This is a genomic window from Paenarthrobacter ureafaciens (assembly GCF_004028095.1).
In the GTDB taxonomy this organism is placed as follows: Bacteria; Actinomycetota; Actinomycetes; order Actinomycetales; family Micrococcaceae; genus Arthrobacter; species Arthrobacter ureafaciens.
On the sequence record NZ_SBHM01000007.1, the window covers coordinates 1604795 to 1628362 of the forward strand.

The 23568-nt window shown below is 63.7% G+C and carries 26 protein-coding genes; 11 read left to right on the plus strand and 15 right to left on the minus strand.

Annotated elements, in window-relative coordinates:
• Positions 1-482 precede the first annotated feature (482 nt).
• Together AUR_RS11810 and AUR_RS11815 are read right to left on the minus strand one after the other, a co-directional pair.
• On the minus strand, positions 483-692 hold the full coding sequence (locus tag AUR_RS11810) for a hypothetical protein (RefSeq protein ID WP_069696046.1): 210 nt from the start codon (positions 690-692) through the stop codon (positions 483-485).
• A gap of 23 nt (positions 693-715) precedes the next feature.
• A complete protein-coding gene (locus AUR_RS11815) occupies positions 716-1144 on the minus strand; it encodes a hypothetical protein (RefSeq protein ID WP_069696047.1) in 429 nt (142 codons plus the stop codon).
• A 188-nt stretch (positions 1145-1332) separates the two neighbouring features.
• Here AUR_RS11815 and AUR_RS11820 point away from each other — a divergent pair, with 188 nt between their 5' ends.
• From AUR_RS11820 to AUR_RS11830, 3 genes are all read left to right on the plus strand, one after another.
• The gene (locus AUR_RS11820; RefSeq protein WP_062098942.1) at positions 1333-2109 is read left to right on the plus strand and encodes a GAF and ANTAR domain-containing protein; all 777 of its coding nucleotides are present in this window, start codon (positions 1333-1335) and stop codon (positions 2107-2109) included.
• A 276-nt stretch (positions 2110-2385) separates the two neighbouring features.
• Positions 2386-2841 (plus strand): hypothetical protein, encoded by a 456-nt coding sequence (locus AUR_RS11825; RefSeq protein WP_062094711.1) that lies wholly within the window; start codon positions 2386-2388, stop codon positions 2839-2841.
• Positions 2842-2880: 39 nt separating this feature from the next.
• On the plus strand, positions 2881-3996 hold the full coding sequence (locus AUR_RS11830) for a glutamate--cysteine ligase 2 (protein ID WP_062098944.1): 1116 nt from the start codon (positions 2881-2883) through the stop codon (positions 3994-3996).
• Between the two features lie 39 nt (positions 3997-4035).
• Here AUR_RS11830 and AUR_RS11835 read toward each other — a convergent pair whose 3' ends face one another.
• Positions 4036-4437, minus strand: a complete 402-nt coding sequence (locus AUR_RS11835) for a VOC family protein (RefSeq protein ID WP_021471230.1) — start codon at positions 4435-4437, stop codon at positions 4036-4038.
• A 48-nt stretch (positions 4438-4485) separates the two neighbouring features.
• Entirely contained in the window at positions 4486-4908 is a 423-nt protein-coding gene (locus AUR_RS11840) for a helix-turn-helix transcriptional regulator (protein ID WP_021471229.1), read from the minus strand.
• A 26-nt stretch (positions 4909-4934) separates the two neighbouring features.
• Here AUR_RS11840 and AUR_RS11845 point away from each other — a divergent pair, with 26 nt between their 5' ends.
• The 4 genes from AUR_RS11845 (at position 4935) to AUR_RS11860 (ending at position 9946) form a co-directional block, all read left to right on the plus strand.
• Complete coding sequence (locus AUR_RS11845) at positions 4935-5558, plus strand: alpha/beta hydrolase (RefSeq protein WP_031216152.1); 624 nt, start codon at positions 4935-4937, stop codon at positions 5556-5558.
• A 213-nt stretch (positions 5559-5771) separates the two neighbouring features.
• Positions 5772-6812 carry a LacI family DNA-binding transcriptional regulator gene (locus AUR_RS11850; protein WP_021471227.1) on the plus strand — a complete coding sequence of 347 codons (1041 nt, stop codon included), beginning with the start codon at positions 5772-5774 and terminating at the stop codon, positions 6810-6812.
• Positions 6813-6826: 14 nt separating this feature from the next.
• Complete coding sequence (locus AUR_RS11855; protein ID WP_062094713.1) at positions 6827-7552, plus strand: HAD family hydrolase; 726 nt, start codon at positions 6827-6829, stop codon at positions 7550-7552.
• A gap of 30 nt (positions 7553-7582) precedes the next feature.
• On the plus strand, positions 7583-9946 hold the full coding sequence (locus AUR_RS11860; RefSeq protein WP_021471225.1) for a glycoside hydrolase family 65 protein: 2364 nt from the start codon (positions 7583-7585) through the stop codon (positions 9944-9946).
• Here the strand turns inward: AUR_RS11860 and AUR_RS11865 are convergent.
• The 4 genes from AUR_RS11865 to AUR_RS11880 all read right to left on the minus strand — a co-directional run bounded on the left by AUR_RS11865 (position 9908) and on the right by AUR_RS11880 (position 12401).
• Positions 9908-10144, minus strand: coding sequence for a YegP family protein (locus tag AUR_RS11865; RefSeq protein ID WP_021471224.1), 237 nt, complete (start codon positions 10142-10144; stop codon positions 9908-9910). The genes AUR_RS11860 and AUR_RS11865 overlap by 39 nt on opposite strands.
• Positions 10144-10632 (minus strand): hypothetical protein, encoded by a 489-nt coding sequence (locus AUR_RS20560; protein WP_225740066.1) that lies wholly within the window; start codon positions 10630-10632, stop codon positions 10144-10146. The genes AUR_RS11865 and AUR_RS20560 overlap by 1 nt, the downstream gene beginning before the upstream one ends.
• 150 nt (positions 10633-10782) lie before the next feature.
• Positions 10783-11523 (minus strand): GAF and ANTAR domain-containing protein, encoded by a 741-nt coding sequence (locus AUR_RS11875; RefSeq protein WP_062094715.1) that lies wholly within the window; start codon positions 11521-11523, stop codon positions 10783-10785.
• A gap of 41 nt (positions 11524-11564) precedes the next feature.
• On the minus strand, positions 11565-12401 hold the full coding sequence (locus tag AUR_RS11880; RefSeq protein WP_375338549.1) for a tryptophan-rich sensory protein: 837 nt from the start codon (positions 12399-12401) through the stop codon (positions 11565-11567).
• Positions 12402-12490: 89 nt separating this feature from the next.
• Here AUR_RS11880 and AUR_RS11885 point away from each other — a divergent pair, with 89 nt between their 5' ends.
• Positions 12491-13075, plus strand: coding sequence for a MarR family winged helix-turn-helix transcriptional regulator (locus AUR_RS11885; RefSeq protein WP_082694537.1), 585 nt, complete (start codon positions 12491-12493; stop codon positions 13073-13075).
• Here the strand turns inward: AUR_RS11885 and AUR_RS11890 are convergent.
• From AUR_RS11890 to idi, 6 genes are read right to left on the minus strand one after another with little or no spacing between them, the layout of a single operon-like run.
• Complete coding sequence (locus tag AUR_RS11890; RefSeq protein WP_062094717.1) at positions 13070-14299, minus strand: prenyltransferase; 1230 nt, start codon at positions 14297-14299, stop codon at positions 13070-13072. The genes AUR_RS11885 and AUR_RS11890 overlap by 6 nt on opposite strands.
• Positions 14296-14691 carry a lycopene cyclase domain-containing protein gene (locus AUR_RS11895; RefSeq protein WP_062094719.1) on the minus strand — a complete coding sequence of 132 codons (396 nt, stop codon included), beginning with the start codon at positions 14689-14691 and terminating at the stop codon, positions 14296-14298. Before AUR_RS11895 ends, AUR_RS11890 begins: the two co-directional genes overlap by 4 nt.
• Entirely contained in the window at positions 14691-16364 is a 1674-nt protein-coding gene (gene crtI / locus AUR_RS11900) for a phytoene desaturase family protein (protein WP_062094721.1), read from the minus strand. The genes AUR_RS11895 and crtI overlap by 1 nt, the downstream gene beginning before the upstream one ends.
• Positions 16361-17266 carry a phytoene/squalene synthase family protein gene (locus AUR_RS11905; RefSeq protein WP_062094722.1) on the minus strand — a complete coding sequence of 302 codons (906 nt, stop codon included), beginning with the start codon at positions 17264-17266 and terminating at the stop codon, positions 16361-16363. The genes crtI and AUR_RS11905 overlap by 4 nt, the downstream gene beginning before the upstream one ends.
• On the minus strand, positions 17263-18372 hold the full coding sequence (locus AUR_RS11910; RefSeq protein WP_069695564.1) for a polyprenyl synthetase family protein: 1110 nt from the start codon (positions 18370-18372) through the stop codon (positions 17263-17265). The genes AUR_RS11905 and AUR_RS11910 overlap by 4 nt, the downstream gene beginning before the upstream one ends.
• Complete coding sequence (gene idi, locus AUR_RS11915) at positions 18369-18917, minus strand: isopentenyl-diphosphate Delta-isomerase (RefSeq protein WP_021471215.1); 549 nt, start codon at positions 18915-18917, stop codon at positions 18369-18371. The genes AUR_RS11910 and idi overlap by 4 nt, the downstream gene beginning before the upstream one ends.
• A gap of 85 nt (positions 18918-19002) precedes the next feature.
• Between idi and AUR_RS11920 the strand changes: the two genes are divergently transcribed.
• The gene (locus AUR_RS11920) at positions 19003-19566 is read left to right on the plus strand and encodes a MarR family winged helix-turn-helix transcriptional regulator (protein ID WP_062094727.1); all 564 of its coding nucleotides are present in this window, start codon (positions 19003-19005) and stop codon (positions 19564-19566) included.
• A 31-nt stretch (positions 19567-19597) separates the two neighbouring features.
• Here the strand turns inward: AUR_RS11920 and AUR_RS11925 are convergent, their stop codons facing one another.
• Positions 19598-20416 carry a CPBP family intramembrane glutamic endopeptidase gene (locus tag AUR_RS11925; protein ID WP_082694536.1) on the minus strand — a complete coding sequence of 273 codons (819 nt, stop codon included), beginning with the start codon at positions 20414-20416 and terminating at the stop codon, positions 19598-19600.
• Positions 20417-20568: 152 nt separating this feature from the next.
• Between AUR_RS11925 and AUR_RS11930 the strand changes: the two genes are divergently transcribed.
• Together AUR_RS11930 and AUR_RS11935 are read left to right on the plus strand one after the other, a co-directional pair.
• Positions 20569-22395, plus strand: coding sequence for an ABC transporter permease (locus AUR_RS11930; protein ID WP_021471212.1), 1827 nt, complete (start codon positions 20569-20571; stop codon positions 22393-22395).
• Positions 22392-23558 (plus strand): ABC transporter ATP-binding protein, encoded by a 1167-nt coding sequence (locus tag AUR_RS11935; protein WP_062094730.1) that lies wholly within the window; start codon positions 22392-22394, stop codon positions 23556-23558. The genes AUR_RS11930 and AUR_RS11935 overlap by 4 nt, the downstream gene beginning before the upstream one ends.
• The last annotated feature ends 10 nt before the right edge of the window (positions 23559-23568 follow it).

A 23568-nucleotide genomic window follows, 5' to 3' on the forward strand; every position in this document is an offset into this window, starting at 1 on the left:
TCGGTTGATTCGTTGGTTCCACTGCCGTGATGACTGTCACAACTAATGTGGAATTGCTTGACTCTATCTTTGTTTATGTGGGTTCGTCAAGGGTAAAGCCACATAAACACAGATCTGCAGGTGGGAGCAGGTGGGAACAGGTGGGAATGTGTGGGAACGCAGCAAGGGCATGTCGCACTCCCTGTAGTGCGACATGCCCTCTTTGGGATCCTGACTGGGGGATTTACCAGGATCCGGTCCATGGGTTGTTCTGAATGGTCATCTCAGCCGACCGGGCAAACCCGGCCGGTTGTGACCTCGTTTCTTTGGCTACTCCGGCGGCGAATCCCCGGGTTCCCGTTCCGGCGTCGGCTCAGGAACCGGCGGAGGGCCGGGCTCGGGGAGGGGAACGGGCTCAGGAGTGGGACTTGGCTCCCGCGTTGGCGCGGGTTGGTCTTCCGGTCCGGGACTCCGCGCAGCAGTACCCTCTCCGTGCGCTTCACTCATGGCTTGGTGCTCCGGCCACGGACATAGTGCTGCGGCCGCAATGTCCGGGGTGTCGCTGAGGGGAAGCTGCTGGAATCCCAGCCGGCTCCAAGATAGTCGATGGGGAGGTTGTCCGGATCGGGCGGATCCGGCAGCTTGTGCTTGAGCCCTGACCGGGGTTCGGAGCTGGCAACCCGTGGCTCTGTCCTGCGCTTCTCTGTTTGCATGTCACTCTTCCCTTTTGACCGGTTTAGTCCGGAATCTCCATCCGGAAGCCACATTTGCACCCAAGGATGCGTGTGTTGAGGTGGACCTCGTAAGACTGGGGCTGGCCCTTTCCCAGGGCCAAGGTCGCCTCGATGCGTCGAAGCTCGCAACTGCGCGTTTTCATGGGCTCCCCGCAGTGGAGGTACTGGCCGCCGAACTTCAACATGCCCTGAGGTGAGCCCGGGCGGTTGACGATGATGGCTACCTTTTGGACACTGGCCAGCTGAGAGTAGATGTAGCGGCATGCAGCGCATTCGTAGCTGACATTCACCATGTTGGGCGCGGGCGGGTAGTGCGACTGGATCGAGTTGACCCGCAGGAACTGGTCGGAATCGCACCGGGAACACCACAGGGGCTCGTCAGGGGGCTGATGCGCTTCGTCGGGAACTCTCGAAGCCGGCTGGGCGGGCATGGGACGCACCTTTGCACAGTGATGCTGGGCGCCCGTCTGCATGAGCTGTGAAGCCGGGTCCGTCAACGCGGACTGTAGCTAGATTGTGCACATAGGCGCACAGCAGATGCAAGGATTTTGCCAACACCTAACCTCACGGAACCGGACACTCCTACTATGGGAGCATGGATGAAATGCAGCATGGAGCGGTGTCTTCCAACAATGTTGCGGCTCCGGATGCAGCCGGCTTCCTAGGTGGCGAAGCGGGCGTCCCCGTCGCCGAACACTTGCAGGACCTGGTGATCGACAGCGAAGACGTGAACGGGTTCCTCAATGAACTCGCGGTCTTTTCCTCCGGGGCGGTTTCGGCTGAGGTTGGCGTCGAAGTTCTGTGCGGGGTGACCCTGAGCCGACGCCGCAAAGCCCTGACCGTCGCCGGAAGCAGCCCTGAGGCGCGCCTCATCGACGAGGTCCAGCAGGCATACGGTGACGGTCCCTGCCTGCACGCCATGCGGGAGCGCAAGACCGTGCTTGTCCACGACACTTCAACAGAAGAACGCTGGGCAGATTACTGCTCGGTCATCGCCCAACGAGGTCACCTCTCAGCCCTCTGCGTTCCGCTTGAATTGGACGAGGGTGCTACGGCTGCCCTGAACTTCTTCGCTCCCAAGGCCCGGATCTTCACGGACTCCATCATCCGGGGCTGTGATCTTTACGGCAGCCAGGCCGAAAAGGCTTTGCGTCTGGCCGTTCGAATCGGGACCAGGCAGCAGCATGCGGAGGACCTCCGCGAGGCGATGTCTTCGAGAACGGCGATCGACCTCGCGTGCGGAATCATCATGGGTCAAAACCGTTGCAGCCAGGAAGAGGCCTTCGAGATTCTCAAGAAGGCGTCGAACGGGCGGAATCAGAAGCTGCGCGACATCGCCGAGTCGCTCATCAAATCGGTAGCTGGTGCCGCCCCTGTGTCGCACTTTGAGCCTTAGCACCTGGGGACTCCGGACGCCATCCCTTGTGAGGCCGCGCACTGTTGAACTAAATTCATAGGTGGGTTAAGCCACCAGCCCCTGGAGCCTCATGACTTGGACCATCCGCAATGATGGTCCGCAGTGCGGCGCAATCCTTCGTTAGCATTCGCCGCCATTTCACATGCAGCTCCTACAGGAGCAATCGCTTCACCCGACGCTGTTCAGTGCGTCCCGCAAGGGACGGTTGTCGGAAACCACCGGCCCCGGTGGTGCTTGCAATAAAGGAGAATGGCAATGACGCTTGGTTCCCCGCTTCCCGCCCCGAAACGCCTTACCGGGGCGACACCCGCGATCGGAGACACCGGATCCCGTCCCTGGTGCACCGTCTGCGATACCGATTCCTACATCTTTGTTGAAACCGTGGTTGAAGCCGCGCCGAACCAGTCCGAAATTGTTGAAGTCAGCTACACCTGCAGCGAATGCGATACGTTCTACGCCCACGCTGTCCGTTTGGCGGAGCTCGCGCCCCACATCCAGGCGGAATTCCTCTCTTCAGCCGCAACAGGTCTCTGGTACAGCTGCACCCATTGCGGTGAGCCCATGACCTTGGGCCGCCCGGCCGAACAATTCATCGAGGCGCCCCGGAACACTGACGATCCGGGCGGGCCAAGCTTGTTGGAGGTGTACCTGCAAACCCAGGTGCTGCACTGCCGCTGCGGCTTCCAAACGGAGGTTCCGCACGTCGGATGAGGCCGGCTCTATAGACGTATCCGGTGGGGAGGGGTGGCCATGCGTACGTTCGGCGTAGAGGAAGAGTTGCTCATTGCCGATCCTGTGGACGGGATTCCGCTGGCCCTTGCCAACGGAATCCTCGAGACCACAGGACCGGATGACGGGCCCTCGCTCAAATCGGAGTTCAAACAGGAACAGATTGAGGTGAACTCCCGCCCCTGTACCTCGGCCGTTCAGTTGCGCGAGGAGATCCACCTTGGCCGGGCGCTCGCGGATTCTGCCGCCCGGACCCTGGGCGCCCGCGTTGCGGCGCTGGCAACGCCGCCGGTATTCCATGCGACGCCCACCCTGGGAAACCAGCGGTACGCCACCATGGGAACGGAGTTCGGGCTGGTCTCCAGGGAGCAGCTCACCTGCGGCTTCCACGTGCATGTTGCCATCGAAAACCCCGAAGAAGGCGTAGCTGTCCTTGACCGCATGCGGCACTGGTTGCCCGTGCTGCTCGCCCTCAGCGCCAACTCCCCGTTCTGGATGGGCGTCGATACTGGGTTTGCCAGCTACCGGACCCAGATCTGGAACAGGTGGCCAACTGCCGGCCCCATGGACGTCTTCGGTTCCGAGCATGGTTACAGGTCCGTGCTGGAGGAGCTGCTCAAGACGGGCGTGCCTCTGGATGAGGGCATGATCTACTTCGACGCGCGGCTTTCGCGCGGACACCCCACGGTGGAACTGCGGATCGCCGATGTGTGCCTTTACGCGGAGGATGCCCTCACCATTGCTGTCCTTGCGCGGGCCTTGGTAGAGACGTCGGCGAGGCAATGGCGCGAGGGGGTTCCGCCGTCGGGCGTTCTCACCAGCGTGCTGCGCATGGCCAACTGGCGCTCCAGCCGCTTTGGGGTTGAAAACCACTTGCTGCATCCCGCGGAACTGCGTCCGTCCCCGGCAGCCGAAGTGCTCGAAGCGCTGCTGGCGCACGTCCACGAGGCGCTCGCGGACGCGGACGACCTCGAACCCGCGCGCGCCGGAGTGTCGGCGATACTCCGGCGCGGAACGGGCGAGCGGCTCCAGCGAAAGGCCTACGGCCGGGGGATGCGGCTGGCGGACGTCGTCACGGAGGCCATTGATTCCACGCACCGGTACGGAGTGCCCGACGCCGGCCTCCTCACCGGGTGACCGACGGCCTCCACCGGATGCCCCGGCGGAAGCGGATCCCTAGCCCTGGTTAAAGCGGATCAGGTTCCCAGAGGGGTCGCGGAACGCGCAGTCGCGGGGACCCCACGGCTGGTCGATGGGCTCCTGCAGGACTTCCGCGCCGGATGCGCGGAGCTTCTCGAACGTGCCATCGAGGTCATCGGTGGTGAAGACCAGCATGGGCATGACGCCCTTGGTGAGGAGTTCCTGGATGGCATCGCCGTCGGCCTGGGAGCGGCCGGCATGCGGGGGCGAGAGGACCAGTTCCAAGTCCGGCTGCGCGTCGCTGCCAAGGGTCACCCAGCGCTGCCCGTCGGAGCCGACGTCGTTCCTCACCTGCAGGCCCAGCGCGTCACGGTAGAACGCCAGGGACTCGTCGATATCAGTGACAGTTACATGTGCGTACTTCAGGGAAATGTTCATGAGGCCCACGCTATTGCAGCGGTGAACGCCGTGCTTCTTCGATCCTGCTCAGCTTTTGAGGGCTGCTGCAGGCGGGTTCCTGGCCGGGCGTGTGTGCTGCTTTGCGATGCAGTTTGGCATGGCTTTCACGGCCTCGTGTTCCAGCGCGCGGTACTCGCTGGGCGGCATTCCCACGATTTCCGTGAAACGCGAGCTGAAGGAACCAAGGGACGTACAGCCCACCTCCATGCAGGCGTCGGTGACGGTGGCACCGGCGCGGAGGAGCGCCATGGCCCGCTCAATGCGCCGGGTCATGAGGTAGTTGTACGGCGATTCACCATAAGCGGCCTTGAACTGGCGCGAGAAGTGGGCCGGCGACATGAGGGCGCCGGCTGCCATGGTGGGAACGTCCAACGGCCGCGCGTACTCGCGATCGATGAAGTCGCGGGCCCGCCGCAAGTGGGCCAGGTTGGCCAGTTCCTGCGGAGTCATGCGGTCAGTCTACTAGGCTCATGCCCATGGATTCAGTGGTTTGGTCGAAGCCGGAAAACGAGCGCGCGGGTACGCCGTTGTTGGTGATGCTGCACGGTTACGGCACCAGCGAGGAACGGATGGCGGCACTCTTCCCGCACCTGCCGCAAGAGTTCACCTGCGTTGCCTTGCGCGGACCCAAAGTCATTGGCGACCACTACGGATGGTTCCTGCTGGACTACTTCCTTACCAATGACTTCGCGGACGTTATCTCCTCCACCAACAGGGTGTTCGACTGGATCAACACCGTCCGGAACAACCACAGCAGCGTCAGCCTCCTGGGGTATTCCCAAGGCATGGCCATGGCCAGCACGCTCCTGCGCCTGAAGCCGGAGCAATTCGTGGCTACGGTTGGGCTGTCCGGTTTCGTGCTGGACAACGACCTCCTGGCCCTCAGCGAGTCCTTCGACGCCCCGCCGCCCTTCTTCTGGGGCAGGGACAAGGCCGACCCCGTGATCAATGACGAAGCGATCGAACATACCGACGGCTGGCTCAACGCCAACACCGCCCTTACGGCCCGGACGTATCCCGGGATGGGGCACAGGATCGAGCCCGCTGAACTGGTGGATGTGGGCGCCTTCCTGCGGTATTACGTCCTCGGCCCCCGCTAGGCAGTTGGGCCGGGGGATTAGACGTCACCCGCGCCCTCGAATCAAGCTTTCCGTGAGATTCGCGTCACAATCCAATGTTCGACCACACAGTGTTGAATGACAAAATTGTAAGCGCTTACACTTTTGGCTGCGGTGGCCGACGGCGCCGCCCCGCAAGGTGTTGCTCAAGCATGGAAAGGGTTGAGGCCGTGTTGCATGGTTAGGACTCACAGGGTGACCATCCAGGACGTGGCAGTCCTCTCCGGACTGTCCATCTGCACCGTCTCCCGGGCCCTCCGGAATCTCCCCAACGTTTCGGAGAAGGCCCAACGGCAGGTGGCGGAAGCCGCCAGCAAGCTCGGATTCAAGGCCTCGGCCGCTGCTTCGCGGCTGGCCGGCGGCAGCACAGGATCCGTAGCCATCATTGCTCCCACCGCCACCACCTGGTTCTTTTCCCAGGCAGTGGAAGCAGCAGAAGAAGTATTCGGCGACAGCGGCTATGACACCATGCTGATCAGCCTCCGGAACAAGAAGACAGTGAAACAGCAGGTGTTCGGCCGGCTCGAGTCACTGGCGCAAAGAGTCGACGGCGTGCTGCTGCTTAATGTTGACCTGGACCCCTCCGAGGTGGAAGCCTTGGAAGCTTCGGGGCTGGCAGTGGCCAGCGTCGGCCTGCGGAATGTTCCGTGGGACAATGTTGGAATCGACGACGAACATGCGGCCTGGCAGGCAACGTCACACCTGCTGGAGCTGGGTCACTGGGACTTGGCGGTTCTCACGAATACCGAACCCGTCCTCAGCGACGTCGCTCCGGCACAGCCGGCAGGACGCGGACAACAGGCAACAACAGCGAGGTTCCGTGGTTTCAGCCGTGCCTTGGATGACCACCACCTCACCGTCCACCCGGACCTGGTGGTTGCCTGTGCTCCCGGCATAGACGACGGCCGGCGGGCCATGACCGAGCTCATTGCACGGGGTGCAAAGCCAACCGCGGTGTTCGCCCACTGCGACGAGGCGGCGTTCGGCGCGTTGATGGCGTTGCGCGAACACGGATTCTCCGTGCCGAAGAACATGTCCGTGATCGGCATTGACGATCACCCCATGAGTTGGTTCCTTGGCCTGAGCACCGTGGCCCAGCCCGTTGCAGACCAAGGCGCCTTCGCGGCCAACCTGCTCTGCGAGCGACTTTTGAATACCGATACCCCCAACCAACCTGCAACCCACCTCCTCGACACCAAGCTCATCGAACGCAAGACCACGCGCCACCGGCGCTGAAACGGAAAACGCACATGACTGAACTTCGTACTGCCTGGACCGGCGCTTCGGCGCTGCTCTTCGACCTCGACGGCGTGCTGACGCCCACTGCCGTGGTGCACGAACAGGCGTGGCAGGAACTCTTCGACGGCTACCTTGCCGAGGCCGGCCACCCCGACGGCTACCGGGAGAGCGACTACTTCGACCACATTGACGGGAAGCCGCGCTTCGACGGCGTCAGGGACTTCCTGACCTCCCGCGGCATCACCCTGCCGGAGGGACCCGCAGACGACGCCCCCACGAATGAGACCGTGCAGGGCCTGGGCAACCGTAAGAACGCGATCTTCAACCAGATCGTGGATACGCGCGGCGTGGAGCCCTACCCAGGGTCGGTCAAATTCATCAATGCAGCACTGGAACTGGGCCTGAAGGTGGCGGTGGTTTCGTCCTCCCGCAACGCACCGGCAGTCTTGAAGGCCGCCGGGCTTGACCACCACTTCGAGGTGGTGGTTGACGGGCAGGTTGCCGCCGGCGTCGGGCTTCCCGGAAAGCCGGACCCCGCAACTTTCACCTATGCCGCCTCGCTGCTGGGTGTTCCCACGGAGGGATGCATCGTGGTGGAGGACGCCGTCTCCGGAGTGCAGGCCGGGAAGGCCGGGAACTTCATGTCGGTGATCGGCGTGGACCGCGGGGCGGGTCGGCAGACGCTGCTGGACGCTGGTGCCACTTTGGTGGTCGACGACCTCGATGATCTTCTCTAACCCTACTTTTTCGAAGGAATTCAACAGCCCATGGCACTGATCAGCTCCGACCGGCTGCGCTTCCCGTGTGAACCGTGGAAGCTCGTGGAAAACATCCACGTCCCCGGTGACGAAGGGACGCTGGAGACGCTTTTTGCGCTCGGCAACGGCCACTTGGGTGTGCGCGGCGCGCACTCCACGCGCGGGGACGGCGAACTCCCGGGTACGTTCATCAACGGGTTCCATGAGATTTGGGACATCAAGCACGCGGAGAACGCGTACGGCTTTGCCCGCACCGGCCAGCGCATCGTGTATGTCCCGGACGCCAACAACTTCACGGTGACAATCGACGGCGAAGCCCTGAGCCTGTCCGAATCCACAGTGCTGGACTACCACCGGAGCATCGACTTCTCCACGGGTGTCTACGAGGAATCAACCACGTGGGCCTGCCGCTCCGGCGCAGTGGTCACCACCGTGGAGCGGCGTGCGGTGGGGTTCGATTCCCGCGGCTGCCTTGGGCTTGAACTGTCCATAACTGCGGACCGTGACGTGTCCGCGGACATCACATCCGCCGTCGTGAACCGCCAGGACCAGCCCGTGGAGGACCATTCGGTCCACGATCCCCGGCGTTCCGGACGGCACGCCGGCCGCGTGCTCCTTCCCCTGCACCTGCACGGAGCCGATGGCTCGCTGCGCCTGGCGTGGGAGACTTCCGAGTCCCGGCAGCGCGTGGCCATGGCAGTGGACCACTGGATTTCCTCGCCCGAGCAGCCGTTCGAGACCGTCGTGGCCGAGGACGAGTCCTCGGTGCGTTACGTGCTGGCCATTACCGGCGGCGGGCCGTTCCGTTTGGAGAAGACGGTCAGTTATGTCGTGGCCGGTTCCGCGGACGACGCCGAAGACCGTGGCGAGAGCCTGGCAGCGGAAGCGGAAGCAAACCTGGTGCCGTTTTCCGACATCCTGGCCCAGAGCCAGGCCCACTACAACACGTACTGGACCACCGCGGATGTTGCGATCGGCGGACAGCCTGAACTCCAGCAGGCAGTCCGTTGGGCACTGTTCCAGCTCTCCCAGGCCACGGCGCGTGCCGGTGTGGCAGGTATCCCGGCCAAGGGCGTCAGCGGTTCGGGTTACGAGGGCCACTACTTCTGGGACCAGGAGGTCTACCTCCTGCCCTACCTCACCTACACCAACCCGACCGGGGCCCGGAAAGTCCTTGAGTCGAGGCATGCCATGCTTCCCGACGCCCGTATCCGGGCCAAGGAGCTAAGCGTGGACGGAGCCCTTTTCCCGTGGCGGACCATCAACGGACTGGAAGCCAGCGCCTATTACGCCGCGGGAACGGCACAGTTCCACATTGCCGCCGCCATCGCTTTCGCGGCCAACCGCTATGAGTGGGCCAGCGGGGATGCGGCCTTCGAAGCCGAGGTGGGCGCGGACCTTCTCATCGAGACGGCCCGCATGTGGGCGTCGCTGGGCTTCTTCGGCAAGGACGGTTTGTTCCACATCCATGGCGTGACGGGCCCGGACGAGTACACGGCCGTGGTGAATGACAACCTCTACACAAACGTCATGGCGCGCTTCAACCTGCGTGCGGCAGCGGCGCTCGAGCATGAGGGTATTGCCGATACCGAGCGCCTGGTGTGGCGGCAGGCCGCGGAACGCATGTCACTGCCGTACGATCCACATCTGCAAGTCCACAGCCAGGACAACGACTTCATGACACTGGAGCCCTGGGACTGGAACACCCCCAAGTCCAAGTACCCGCTCCTGCTGAACTTCCACCCGTTGGTCATCTACCGCCACCAGGTCCTCAAGCAGGCCGATACGGTCCTGGCCATGTTCCTTCAGTGGCAGGACTTCTCCGCTGAGGAGAAGCAGCGGGCGTTCGACTTCTACGATCCCATCACTACGGGCGACTCCACCCTGTCCGCTTGCGTGCAGGGCATCATGGCGGCCGAGGTGGGTTACGGCGACGTGGCGCTGAAGCACTTCACGGAAGCGCTCTTCATCGACCTGGACAACTCCCACGGCAACACCATCGACGGCGTCCACATCGCGTCGACCGGTGGCATTTGGAGTTCGCTGGTGTGCGGTTTCGCGGGCATGCGGGACCAAGGCGAGGTGCTGCGCTTCGATCCGCGCCTGCCCACGGAATGGGACGGCCTGGCGTTCCGGCTCAAGGTCCAAGGGCGCCTGTTGTCCGTGGAACTGTCCCAGGGATCCATCGCGCTGACCTTGGTCCCCGGACCTGAGTACAGCCAGGAACCGTTGCCGGTCAACGTCCGCAACCAGGAAGTCCAGGTGGGCACGACGACGACGGTCACGGTACCGCTGGATGCGGTCCCCGTGCCGCCGCCGTCGATCTTCCCGAGTTCATTCCCGACGGCGGGACTCCCGATCGTGGGGCAGTAGCAGTCCCGCCGGGGCCGGCCGGGTGTGGTCCTCGATGAGGCCGCTGGCCGCGATTTCCCGTAGCGAATAGATCCCCTTGGCTGCGGAGTCCTTGTCATGGAAGCACATGGACAGGGCCAGTTCGATGCCGTCGGCGTCCACCAGGCGTACGCGACAGTCGCCGCCGGCGGCATCGATCAGTTCAAAATGTCCTGCCATCAGGCGGCGCTCCCCTCTCGCCGGTCCGGTGACTCCTGACGGGGCGGCGACTTCCGCGCGGCAGGGGACTCCCGCCGTGCAGTCGACTCCCGCCTTGCTGTCGACTCCCGCCTTGCGGGGAGAGTCGGCGTTTCCGTGCGTGCGGCCCGCGGCCTGCCACTTGCGGGATGGGCCGCCATCGCGGCGTTCCTGCGGCGGTCGAGCTCCGATGAGATGAGCTCCAGCAGCGCTTTGGCAGGTTCGGAGAGATGGTGCGAGTCCGCCGAGCCCAATTGGTCGCAATGGACCAGGACGTGGCGGATGCGTTCCAATTCCCTCGTCGGGACCAGCGGCCAACGCCGGAATAGTTGGCGGACCGCGATGGCGCCAAGGAGCGCGTCGGGTTTGTTGGGCAGGTCGTGCGGCCTTGATGCTCCTCGTCGAGCAATGGGGGCCGCGAACGGCGCTACGCCATGCGAGTAGGTGGTTTTGACGGTGTTGGGGGCCATGCGGACCTCCCCGAAACGTAGAGCGAAGGAAGCCGGCTGCGTGACTATGAAAAGTAGCTTACAGAATGTGAGTTATGTCATTCAATGATTACGAAAAAGTTCGTAAAACGAGTTTATAATACCCAGCTTACTGACTACTTGCCTTGCTGATTACTCGTCGAAATGTGCGCTGTTCGTCTGCGGCGTCCCGGCAACCCTGTCAACGATTGCCTGGGCGACGTCGCGCAGTTTGCGGTTCCCGTTGCCGGAAGCACGCCGGAGGATCAAAAAAGCTTCGTCGTGTGAGCACCGGTTCTGCGACATGATGATGCCGCACGCAAGGTCAATGACGGTCCTGCTCTGCATGGCCGACTGGAGGTCGTCGCCGCGTTGGTTGGAGGCTGCCATCCGGACGGCAAGGTGGAGTGCCTTGCTGGACATCTTGACGAAGAGGACCGCGTCGGCGATCGCCTTGGTGGTGAAGACCCCGGGCCTGGGAGCGAAGACGTTCAGGACCGCCTTGGAGTCGTCCCCCAGTTCCATGGGCACGCCCAGTGCGCTGGTGATGCCTTCGGCGAGCAGCTCCTGCGCGTACACGGGCCACCGCGGATCCTTATGCGCGTCCTCCAGGACCTTCGGTTCGCCGGATTCCAGTGCATCCACGCACGGGCCCTCGCCAAGGCGTTGTTCGATCCGGTCAAGGATGATGGCGCGTTCGCTGTTGCCGCCGATGGTCGCTGTGCGCTTGCGGCGGCGCAGCGTCACGGCGCACTCGATGTCCACTCCGGTGGCGCGCCTCATCATGTCAGCTGAGAAGTTGGTCAGGCCATCCAGGAAATCCTTGATGTCTTCCGTGCCGGAGATAAGGTCCACCAGTTGCTCGAAGTCGTCGGACCTCTCTTGGTCACTCATGGCTCCAAATGTAGGAGCCTGCCCCTCACCTAACAAGCGAACTACCTTTCCTGCCCGCTGCGCACACGCGCAAGGGCTGTCATGGAACGGGTCCGCACAATGATCGCGGCTCCCAGGACGGCGGCTGCGGCTGCGGCTGCAGCTATGGCCGTCGGTGCGGACTCGGGAGAGTCCGCGCTCCTGCCTACAGTAATCCAAGCCAGCCCCCACGCGATGGCGGCTGCCAGTGCCAGCCGACCCTCACCTTTGACAGCCACAGCGATTCCGACGGCGGCCACCACCACCAGCACGGCGATGGACCAGACTTCCGGTCGCCAACCAAAGCCGGAGAAGCCGGCGGCCTTCAGGGCGGCGGCAATGTTCGCGCAGACGGCAACGCTCGCCCAGCCAAGGTACAGGCCGAGGGTTCCGTCAACCACCACGGCCTCCGGCACTGACGCGGGCCGCCGGGAAATGAAGCGCCGGAAAGCGACCACCAAAACCACAAGCAGGGCAACGATCACCAGCACGCTGACCGGCAGCCAACCCGCCTGGACCGACAGGATCCACGCGGCGTTCAGCAGCATGGAGCAAGCAACCACCCAGCCCAGGGACCGTTGGCGTGGATTGCTCTTCTGCGAAGGCAGCCACTGCCATGCCGTGTAAGCCACCAGCCCTGTGTAGATCACGGACCAGATGGAGAACGCAGGCGTGGCCGGCGCAAGCAACGTGGAGTCCGCGCTGAGGGCGCCGCCCGCCGCCTGGGCGATGGGAGTTCCGCCAAAAACTCCGACGCCGATCATGGAACCAACAATGCAAACAACCAGGCTCAGGGTCACAGAAACCTGGCGCGCAAGGTCATTCCGGGCCGTCGAATCGGTGGATTCTGAAATATTCACTCTGTCAGCCTCTTTCCTTCCGGCACGTGCAGGGACTTAGTATCAGATGCTAGGGAAACGAGCTTCAAGCTGATCGAAGGAAACACAGGATGGACGCGGACCACCACGCAAAGGGTTATTGGTACGGAAAAGACCCGGTGCAGAAGGAAAAGGCCGTGGACGTGCTGAACGCCCTGCGCGACTACAGGGTGTCCGAGCAAGCCATGCGGCGCCGGACGCGTTCATCCATGCTGATGGGCGAAAAGGACCTGCTGGCCCTGCGTTACCTCTTCGAGGCCGAGGCCGACGGTCGCGTAATGAAGCCGAAGGATCTGGGCGAGCGGCTCGGGATAACCTCGGCGTCCATGACCACCCTGATTGACCGCCTCGTGGAGTCCGGCCACATCCGCCGCGAACCGCATCCGACCGACCGGCGGGCACTGATCCTCCGGGCCACTCCGGCTTCGGACCAGGAAGTCCGGCATACCCTGGGCGGCATGCACCGCCGCATGATGGACGTGGCCAGCGCGCTGAGCCCGGAGGAAGCTGCCGTGGTGACGGCTTTCCTGCGGGATATGCGCCAAGCCCTGGACACAGTGGACGACGAGAACACAGTGGATGGCGGGAACACAGTGGATGGCGGGGCCGGTCACGGGGAACCGGGTGCCGCAGCGGGGGATTCACAGCCTTCATGACGTGAGGCTCCACTGGAGGATGAGGATCAGCGTCACCAGGAAACCCGAGCCGTAATTGAGCCAAATGAACCGCCGCCACGCCACATTGGTGCGCGCCGCCGTCGTATCCGTCACGTTCCACCAACGGGCACAATTGACGATGTAGGGGATGGCGATCAGGGCCGCCAGCGGCCCGGACCAGGGGGTGGCCAGCATGGCAAGACCGGCAAGCAGCCACAGCACGACGGCGGTACGCACGGTTCGCCGGGCACCGAAGACTGTGGCGATCGAAGCGATATCTGCCTGCCGGTCCGGTTCAATATCCTGCACGGCGCCGAACGCGTGGGCGGCCATGCCCCACATAAAGAATGCTGCCAACAGGATGACCAAGCCGGGCGTGACCGTGGCTCCGGCGATAGCCAGCCCCACCACTGCCGGGCTCACAAAGTGCGTGCTGGACGTGATGGAATCCAGCACGGGGCGTTCCTTGAACCTCAGCCCCGCCGCCGAGTAGGCAACCACCGCGAAGGCGCTCACCAACAGCGGCAGCCACGAGGCCGGGCCGCCTGCGGCAGCGAGGACCACCAGGAACGGGACGTTGGTGACGGCCGCGAGCCACAGCATGGGCCGGTGCAGCCGCGGCGCAAGGAGGGCACCCTCGATTCCGCCTTTTCGTGGATTCTTCAGGTCCGAGGCGTAGTCGAAGACGTCGTTGATGCCGTACATGGCCAGGTTGTAGGGAACCAGGAAGTAGAACGTGCCCACTATCAGGACCCAATCGACCTCGCGGGTGGTTAGCAGCATGGCCGCGGCGAACGGGTACGCGGTGTTGATCCAGCTGATGGGCCGGGACGCGACGAAGGCCTGGGGGAGCAGCCCCGTGAGCCCGTCGGTGGAACCGGCTTTGGCGTCGGCGTGCGGCGTGGTGGGGTGGCCTCCGTCCAGTGTTCGCCTGCGGCGCGTCATCCAGGCCCACAAGCCGGGAAGAGCCAACACGCCGGCCAGCGGATAAGCGAAGTCTTCAACAGGCGCCAGCCCGATGCTTGCGCCAAGCAGGTGCTGGGAATCGTAGTGGAACAACTCCATGCCGATCATGACGGAGTCGAACACCGCCGTGAGCACGGCCAAAGCGGCGAAGGCGATACCCGTGGCCTGCCAATGCCGGCGGCCGGCACCCCGGGCAAACGCGACTCCTGCCACCGCGGAAGCAACCACGAAGGCGAGGGCGAGCCACAAGTACGTCATGCGTTCTCCCGTTCGCGCGCCGGCTTTCCGTGCGAAGAGCGTGCGGCTGCTGACGCGCCGCCCGTCCCTTTCCGGTCCGCCGCCCGCGCCAGGACCTCCCGCGCGCCCGTAAAGAGGACCATGGTGCACAGGATGAGGAAGAGGAGGAACACGGGCTCTTCAAGGGGAAGCTCGGGGGCAAACAGGATGCCGGTGGCAATGGCACTTTCTCCACGCAGGAAAATCCCCAGCCCGATTCCAGCGATGTCCCAGGCCAGGAAGAACGCCAGCCCGACGGCGGTGACCACCGTTGCCGCTTTGGCGTCATGCCAAAAGAAGAGCCGGAAACGGTGGTCCAGCAGCAGCATGCAAACGATGCCGGCAAGAAGCGACGCCAGATAGATGACTCCCATCAGCCCACCTTGCCTGAAACCCAGGCAGGATGCTGCACCCGGGTTGGTCCGGGGCTGTGATCGCCGCGGATCCTCTTGAGGACCAGCTCGGCGCTGATGAGGCACATGGGGACACCGACGCCGGGAGCCGTGGTGGCACCGGCGTAGTAGAGGCCGTTGACCTTCTTGGACGCGTTCTGGGCCCGGAACATGGCGCTTTGGCCCAGTGTGTGGGCAGGGCCCAGCATGCCGCCGCGCCACGAGTTGTAGTCCCTGGCGAAGTCGGCGGGCCCTATGGTGTGCCGGACCACGATGCGCTCGCGGAGATCCGGGATGCCCGCCCAGTCCGCGATTTGGTCAATCGCGGCATCAGCAATGCCCTCGATGAGTGCGTCTCCGCCCCCTTCTGCTCCGCCGGCGCCCAGCGAGGGATCGGCGGGAATGGGGACGAGCACAAAGAGATTCTCGTGGTCCTTCGGGGCGACGCCGGGGTCTGTTGCGCTGGGTTTGCACACATAGATGGAAGCGGGGTCCGGGACGCGGGAAGGCTTGCCGAAGATGGCCGAGAAGTTGGCCTCCCAGTCGCGGGTGAAGAACAGCGAGTGGTGGGGCAATTCAGGGAGGTTGCCCCGTACGCCCAGCATCACCAGGACAGCTCCCGGCCCGCTGGTGCGCCGCTGCCACCAGGCGCGGGGGTAGCTGCGGTCCGGGATGTCCAGCAGCTTTGTTTCAGTGTGGTGCAGGTCGGCTCCGGAGACCACGATGTCCGCGACGCTGAAGTGTTCGCCGCCCTCACTGTCGCACCACTTGACGCCGGTAACCTCGCGGGTTTTCCGGACCCGGAGCGGGGCGGGCCTTTGGAAATGTCCGCGCGGGGTGAACCGCTCCCGGGACTTGGGTGGGGCCTCGCGCGTGGTGATCTGGAGGACCTGCGCTTCGGTCCGGATGCGTACCCCGGCTTCGAGGGCGAGTGCCTCAAGGCGTTCCACCAAGTGCCAAAAGCCACCCATGGGGTATTGGACGCCGTCACCGAGGTCCAAGGCGCTCATCAGGTGGTACATGGCGGGAGCATCGGCCGGGTTGGTCCCCAGGAAGACCGCAGGATAGCCAAGCACCTGACGCAGCACCGGGTCCTGGAAGCGGTTTGCGATGAACTTCTCCAGCGGCATGGCCAGCAACTTGGCCAGCTCGGGGAGGCTCCGCACCACCTCGGGCTGCATCAAGGCCTTCAGCCTGGTGAAGGGGTTGTAGAGGAAGAACCGCTCCGCCATGTCCGAGGTGTTCCGCGCGGAGGCCAGGTACGTTGCCAGCTGCTTGGAACTGCCGGGCTCCACGCGTTCGAAGGTTTCCATGACCTTGTCACTGCCCAACGGAACCGTCAGCGGGACCGGACGGCCGCCGTCGTGCGGTTCGCTGAAGACGCGGTAGGCGGGGCTCAGCGTTCGCAGGTCAAGCTGTTCTCCGGTGCTGGTGCCCAGCAATTCGAAGAAATGGTCGAACACATTGGGCATCAGGTACCAGGAGGGGCCGGTATCGAAACGGAAACCGTCCCTCTCCAGGGTGCCTGCGCGGCCTCCGACACGGGGGAGCCGTTCGAGGAGCTGGACCTCGTGTCCTTCGCGGGCGAGGAGGGTCGCTGTGGCAAGGCCGGCGATGCCGCCGCCCACTACTACGGTCCTGGTGCTGCAAGTCATGCGCGGGGCTCCAACCACGTGGCGGCGACTGCGCGGGCAGCCAGGCCGGCTTTGAAGACGTCCGGAACACGGACGCGGGATTCGTAGAGTTCGGCGATGGATGTCCGCTCGAGCCGGCGGGTGAGCGCGGCAAAGAGGGCCAGGGCGCTCCTGACGGCGGCACGGGCGTCATGCGGCAACAGCGGGATGACGGCGTTGGCATCGGCCAGTTGGGCGTGGATGGTGCTGATCCATTCCATCCGGTCCCGGTCCTCGAGATGGTCCGCCGTGCCCAGGTAGCTCCTGCCGAGCCGGGCGGTGTCGTCGGAGAGGTCTCGGAGGAAGTTGATGTTTTGGAAGGCGGCCCCGAGCCTTCCCGCGCCGTACTCCAGTGCGGCGGCATCGGCGTCGTCGATTCTTTGGCCCCGCATGAAAACGCGCAGGCACATCAGGCCCACTACTTCTGCCGAGCCGTAGACGTAGCCCTGGTGGGCTGCGGAGTCGAAACGCAGAGGTCCAGCCGGGGCAGCATCCTGCCCGCCCAGGTCCGTGCGCATCGACGCGAAGAACGGATCCACCAGTGAAGCGTCGATGCCTGCCGCGCGGGCTGTCTGCGCGAAAGCGTGGATGATGAGGTCGCTGCTGTAGCCAAGCTCCAGCGCACGGTGTGTTTCGTCCACGAAGTGGTCGAGCGCTTCGCTCTGCTGCCGTCGGCTCAGGCCAGCCTCCGCGGTAACTCCGTCCACGAGTTCATCGGCCACCCGCACCAACGCGTAAATGTTGCGTACGTGCTGCCGGTGGCGCGGGCCCAGAAGGCGGGTGGCCAGCCCAAAGGAGGTCGAGTAGGCGGAAATCACCTGGTTGGCCGCACGCTCGGCCGTGCGGGTGAATTGCGTAAAGGAAGTGTCGACGTCGACGCTCATGATTGCCGTCCTTCAAGCTGTGCTGCCAGGTCCAGCAGGACGTTGCGGACCTTGTCCGGGATGGGGTTGGTTGTGTCGGCGAGGACGTCGTGGAACGCCCGCGTCTGTTGGTCGATATGGCCTTGGACGAACGTCTCCGCGCCGCATTCGGAGAGCTGGCGGCGGACATTCTCGCCGTCCTGGGTGCAGAGATCGGGCCGGCCGAACCATGGCTCGATCTCCGCCCATGCGCTGGTTTTCCGGGCGTAGGCGATGATGGCGGTTTGCTTGCCTTCGCGGAGGTCGGAAAAGGGATCCTTGCCGTGCCGGCGCGGATCCCCGAAGGTTGAAAGGAAGTCGTCCTGGAGCTGGAAGGCCAGGCCCAGATGCCGTCCCGCCGTCGCAAGCGCGGACTCCACGGAAGGTTCGACGCCGGCAAGGGTCGCCGCTGCCCGCAGCGGCAGCTCAAAGGTGTACGTTGCCGTCTTGTAGCCGCACATGGTGAGGATGGTTTCGAGCTCCGGTGCGATGATGCCGTCACCGAGTCCCACGTCCAGTTGCTCGCCCGCCACGGTTTCGTTGATGGTGTGTTCCAAGAGGTCCAGGAGCCGGATGCGCAGCGGGTGGGGAAGGTCCACGCGGGCGAAAGCCTGGTGGGTAGCGGCGAGAAGCATGTCGCCCATGAGGATGCCACCGGTTTGTGCCCAGTGCAGGGCGCTGTCCGGACGGCCGGCGTCGGGCCTTTGGTCCATCGGCGGCAGTTGGCCCGCCTCGGCAAGGAGGGCTCCCACCAGGTTCGGGCGGCCGCGGCGGACGAGGTCGCCGTCGATCACATCGTCGTGCAGCAGGAACGCGTAGTGCAGCAGCTCGATCGCGGCTGCAATGCTGATGGCTGTGCTGCGGTCCCGGGCGTGTTCGTCGAAAGCGTCATAGGTTTCCACGAGCAGCAGCGGCCGCACGAATTTTCCACCGAGAATGTTCTCGCCGGCAATGTCCCAGAGCCGGCTGAACTCCGGTCCGTAGGCCCGTGCCGAGTTGGAACGCGTAGATATGAGGCCTGTCAGTTCGCCTTCGATGGCGGAACAGAGGTGTGAGCGGGTTCGGACGACGTTCGCCATGAGCGTCATGCCCTCGCTCCGGCCTGGAGGGCCCCGGACTTTATGAGCTGGGGGAACTGCATGGCAAGCCACGGGCTGAATGCGGAAGCGGAGTGTTCCAGCGCCCCGGACAACAGGTCCGGCGTCACCCAGACCCAGTCCGCGACTTCCGTGGGGTTGGGCTTCAGTTCACCGTGTATAAGGGCTGTGTAGACGGGGCAGATCTCGTTCTCGACAATGCCAAAGGGGTCCACCGCCCTGTAGCGGAAGTCGGGGAGCGCCAACTCAATCCGCGTCACGTCGGTGCCCAGTTCGAAGCGGGCCCTACGCATCACGGCCTCTTCTTGTTCTTCTCCGGGCCCCGGGTGGCCGCAGAAACTGTTGGTCCAGATTCCGGGCCAGGCTTTCTTTTCCGGGGAGCGTCGCGTCAACAGGACTTCACCCGCGTGGTTCATGAGGTAACAGGAGAAGGCCAGGTGGAGCGGGGTTTCGGTCGTGTGGACCTCGGACTTGCGTGCCTCGCCGATGTGCCGCCCGGCGTCGTCTAGAAGGACCACCATCTCTACTGTGTTCATTCCTGAGCCTTCCTTCAACGCCGATAATTGCTAGACAAGCTAGAAAGAAGACTACCATGTAGGCAGATAGGTGTAACATACCCATATGCTTAAAAGGGAAGAAGTTGACGGCCAGCCCTCTTCCCGTCTCTATAACCTGGATGCCAACGATCCGTTGCATGAGCTTGTGGACCGGGAGGGGCTTAGTGAGGACGATCTGAGGCAGATCAACGAGCTGATGGCTGCCATGGGCAGGCTCAGCGAGGCCGAACAACGGTTATCCGAAGCTTCGCTCAAGTACATGCGTCTTAACGCCTCCGACATGCGGGCACTGCACTACCTCATTGTTTGTGCCAACAGTAATGTGCTGGCGACGCCCGGCGCCATAGCCGCGCACCTGCATATATCGACGGCGTCCACCACCAAATTGCTGGACCGCTTGGAGCGTGCCGGGCACATCACGCGGGAGCCCCACCCCTCCGACCGGCGGGCCCTGGCCATCTTCATCACCCCGGAAACGCATGCGGCGGCGATGCGGACGGTGGGACGCCAGCACGCGCGGAAGTTCATTGCGGCGGCTCGGTTGACCCCCGCCGAAAGGGACGTTGTGATGCGGTTCCTGGATGACATGGCCAAGGAGATCTCCTTGGAGAACACCAGCTGGGAGTAACGCCTTCCAGTGCGCTATTACCGCTGCAGTCTCAGTAGATAAAGATCGGAAGCCAGTCCCGGTTATGGGCATGCACCAGGGCAAGGAACAGCACGAAGTCGAAAATCAGGTGCACCGACACCACATAGGTGAAGGACTTGGTCAACTTGAACGTGTAGCCCTGAAGAAGGGCAAAGGGGAAGGTCAGCAGCGGCCCCCAGGCCTGGTAGCCGATCTCCCACAGGAATGACGAGAACACCACGGCCTGCAGCAGATTCGCCAGCCAGTCCGGAAAGTGCTGCCGCAACAGGGTAAACGTTGTGCAGATGAAGAACAGCTCGTCCCAGATGCCCACGGTGTTCACGCCAAGGAACAGCCGCCAGAAGATGGTGGGGTCCGAGGCGTCCGGCCAGTTCGTGTACACGCCCGTATTAATCAGGTAGGCGGGCAGGATGAAGTAGCCCAGTGCTACTACTCCCACCAAGTAGAACTTTGCCGCGAGCGGCCACTTCCGGCCTGTATTGACGGGGAACCGGATGACTTTTTCCCGGTAGATGAAGCGCGAAACCAGCCACGGGACCAGTACCGCCAAAGCCAGCGCCCCGCCCATGAGGGCCATGTGTTCCAGGCTGAGGTCCGCGTTGAGCGGTACGAGGCTGATGATTACCACGCCCGCCGCCACCAAGGCCAGGTGCCGTAGGAGCTGACGATCAATGAATGCAGCCGTTATCAGGCTGAGGGCGAGCAGCGAGTAGCCCGTCGCGTCGTCGCGGATGGCAAACAGCGGCACTGCGGAAGCGGAGAGAAGGGCCGCGGGCAGCAGCTTCCACGTGAGGGCTGTCCGCGGCACTTCAGCCGAAAGGTTCGTCACTACTCCAGCATGTCAGGACGATCACATTTCCGGCTGGATCAAAGTGATTGACATCTCAAGTTCCTTTCCATAATCTGGAACTACCGTACGAAATGCGTAAGAGCTGTACGGAATGCGTACGCACAACGATGTGAAGACTCCAGGAGGAACCGATGACGGTACTGGCAGAGAAGCCGCCGGGCACCGACCAGAACGGCGGACGGCGGATGCGCCGGCCGATCACCCGCAAGAACACCCTGGGAGTACTTGCCAAGGCAGTTGGGCTGGTGATCTTCAGCTGGCTTTTTGTATGGCCGCTGGCCATGCTCATCTTCGGTGCTTTCAAGTCCTCGCCATTGGCAAAGAACCAGCGCTGGACGTTGAGTGGTTTTGAGAAGGTCTTCAGTGACCCGGATACGTACTCAGCGCTGGGTGCCACAATGCTTTACTCGGTGGCGATCACCGTAGCCTCCATGGCTGTGGCGATCTTCTTCGCCACAGTGACTACCCGGATGAACGTCATGTTCCGCCGGTTGATCACTCCGGTGATGGTCATCCTGGTGGCCATGCCCACCGTGCTGTACGCGCTGAGCTGGGCGATGCTGGGTGCGGGCGAATCCGGTCTGATCAACAGGTTCCTGGATTCGATCGGCCTGGACGCCCTGGCTGCTGCGTTCAATACCCGCAGCTGGTTCGGCCTGATCATGGTGACGGTCTTTAAAGCCGCGGCCCTTGCCTACCTCATCATCCTGGGCGCCTTCCGCAACCAGAATGCCGCACTGGAAGAGGCTGCACGGATCAGCGGTGCCAGCAGGACGCGGGCATTCTTCGGAATCGAGCTGCCTGCGCTCCTGCCCGCTCTCATGGCGGCAAGCCTGTTCGTCTTCGTCAAGGGGCTTGAGGCCTTCGAGACGCCCGCCGTCCTTGGCCTGCCTGCCGGGATCACCGTTTACGCAACCCACATTTTCGACTATCTCCGCGGGGGATACGAAGCTGACTACCCTGCGGCCTCCGCTTCCTCCTTGGTGATTGTCCTGATCCTCGCCGTGTTGGTGATAATGCAGCTCAAGCTGACCGGCGGAGGCAAGTCCTATACATCGGTGGGAGGCCGTTCAAAGGACACCAGCCTGCGCGATCCGGGCAAATGGAAGTGGGCAGTGGTTGCGGCCATGCTCCTGTACTTCCTGGTTGCTTTGGTGCTGCCGGTCTTCCAAGTGGTCCTGAGCGCCTTCCAGCCTTATCTGGGTTCGGCGGAACTTTCCACGGCGAACATCCAGCAGCTGCTGAATACCCCCAACGTCATGAAGGCGCTTGAAACCACCATCATCGTGGCCGTGGTGGGAGGCCTCCTGACTGTGGTCCTTGCCTTTGTTGTGAGCTTTGCCTTTGTCCGAATGAAGGGACTGCTGGGCCGCTACATCCAGTTGGCGTCCTGGGTGCCGGCAGCTATGCCCGGCCTCGTTCTCGGCCTGGCCTTCCTGTGGTCGGTACTGACCACCCCGGGCGGTCGGAGCCTCTACGGGACCGTATGGATCCTGGTGGTTGGCCTCGCTGTCGCAACGGTCCCGCTCGCCACCCGCACCATCGAAGGCGCCCTGGCGCAGATTGGCGTGGACATGGAAGAGGCCGCCCGGATCTCCGGCGACACCTTCCTGAGGGCAATCGGCACGGTGACGGTTCGGTTGATGACGCCAAGCCTGATTGCCGCCTGGTTCCTCGTGGCGATCACCATGTCAGGCATCCTGGACGTCCCGGTCCTCCTGGGCAGCACCAGCACGGAAATGATCTCCACCATCAGCTTCGGCTACCACAACAGCGGCGAGACCGTTCTCGCCTCTGCCCTGTACGTCATCTTCACCGGGGTCATGGCGGCCCTGGCACTCGCGGCGACGATCGTCGTCGTCATCATCCGGGCCCTCGTTCGCCGGGCACTGCGCCGGAACGCGGCCCGCCTGGAAAGCAACACCCCATCAGTACTTCGTGAAGGAGCCTCCAAGTGACCGGAATCAGCATTCAGGGACTGCACAAGTCCTTCGGCGGTCGGACTGTGCTCGACCACGTGGACCTCACGGTGGAAGACGGCGAATTCGTCTGTCTGCTCGGCCCGTCGGGTTGCGGCAAGTCCACCCTCCTTCGCTCCGTGGCCGGACTGGAGACCCCCGAAGGCGGATCCATCAGCTTCGGCGACGAGACGGTGTTCGATGGAGCAACCGGTATTAACCGTGCGCCGGAACAGCGCCGCCTGGGCATGGTGTTCCAGAGCTTTGCATTGTGGCCCCACAAGTCCGTCTTCGACAACGTGGCCTACCCCCTCAAGCGGGCACGGGTCAGCCGGGACGAGATCCAGGAGCGGGTCAAGGAGGCCCTGACCATGGTGGACCTGTGGGCACACCGGGCCTCGTACCCCGGAACGCTCTCCGGCGGACAGCAGCAGCGCGTTTCCCTGGCCCGCGCAGTAGTCGCCCGGCCAAGGCTCCTGCTCTTGGACGAACCACTCTCCAGCCTTGACACCAACCTTCGTGCCCAGATGCGCCGGGAAATCCGCCGCATCCAGCAGCACCTGGGTGCCACCGCCGTCTACGTCACCCACGACAAGGAAGACGCCGGCGGCCTCGCGGACCGGGTCTTGGTGCTCCAGGACGGCAAGATCGTCCAGGAGGGTGCACCGAAGGATGTATTCGTCGCCCCCAAGACGGCGTTCGTCGCAGAATTCGTCGGTTTCGACAACTTCTTCAACGCCACTGTCACCGAAGGAAGCGACTCCCTGGCAACCGTTGAAATCGGCAACGGCAACCGCCTTTCGGCGGCCACCACCGGCCCGGTGAAGGCAGGGCAGCACGTGACGGCCGCCATCCGCTCCCGCTTGGTTCGCGTCCACCCCTACGACGGCGGAATCGTCCCCGAGAACTCGTTCGTGGGCACCGTGAGCTCGAAAGCGCACTTGGGAGACGACGTCGAAATCGTCATCACCGACGGCGCCGTGGACTTGGTCGCCAGGGTGCGCCCAGGTTACGCGAGGGACCTGAACGTCGGCCAGCCGGCCTTGGCGCAGCCTCCCATTGGCACCGTCGTCATTGTCGAAGGCACTCGGAAGGGTGGGCAGGGCAAGGCTTCCGCAGCCCCCGTCACCTCCGAGCCCGCCAAAGCAACAGCAAACCACTAAGAGGAACACC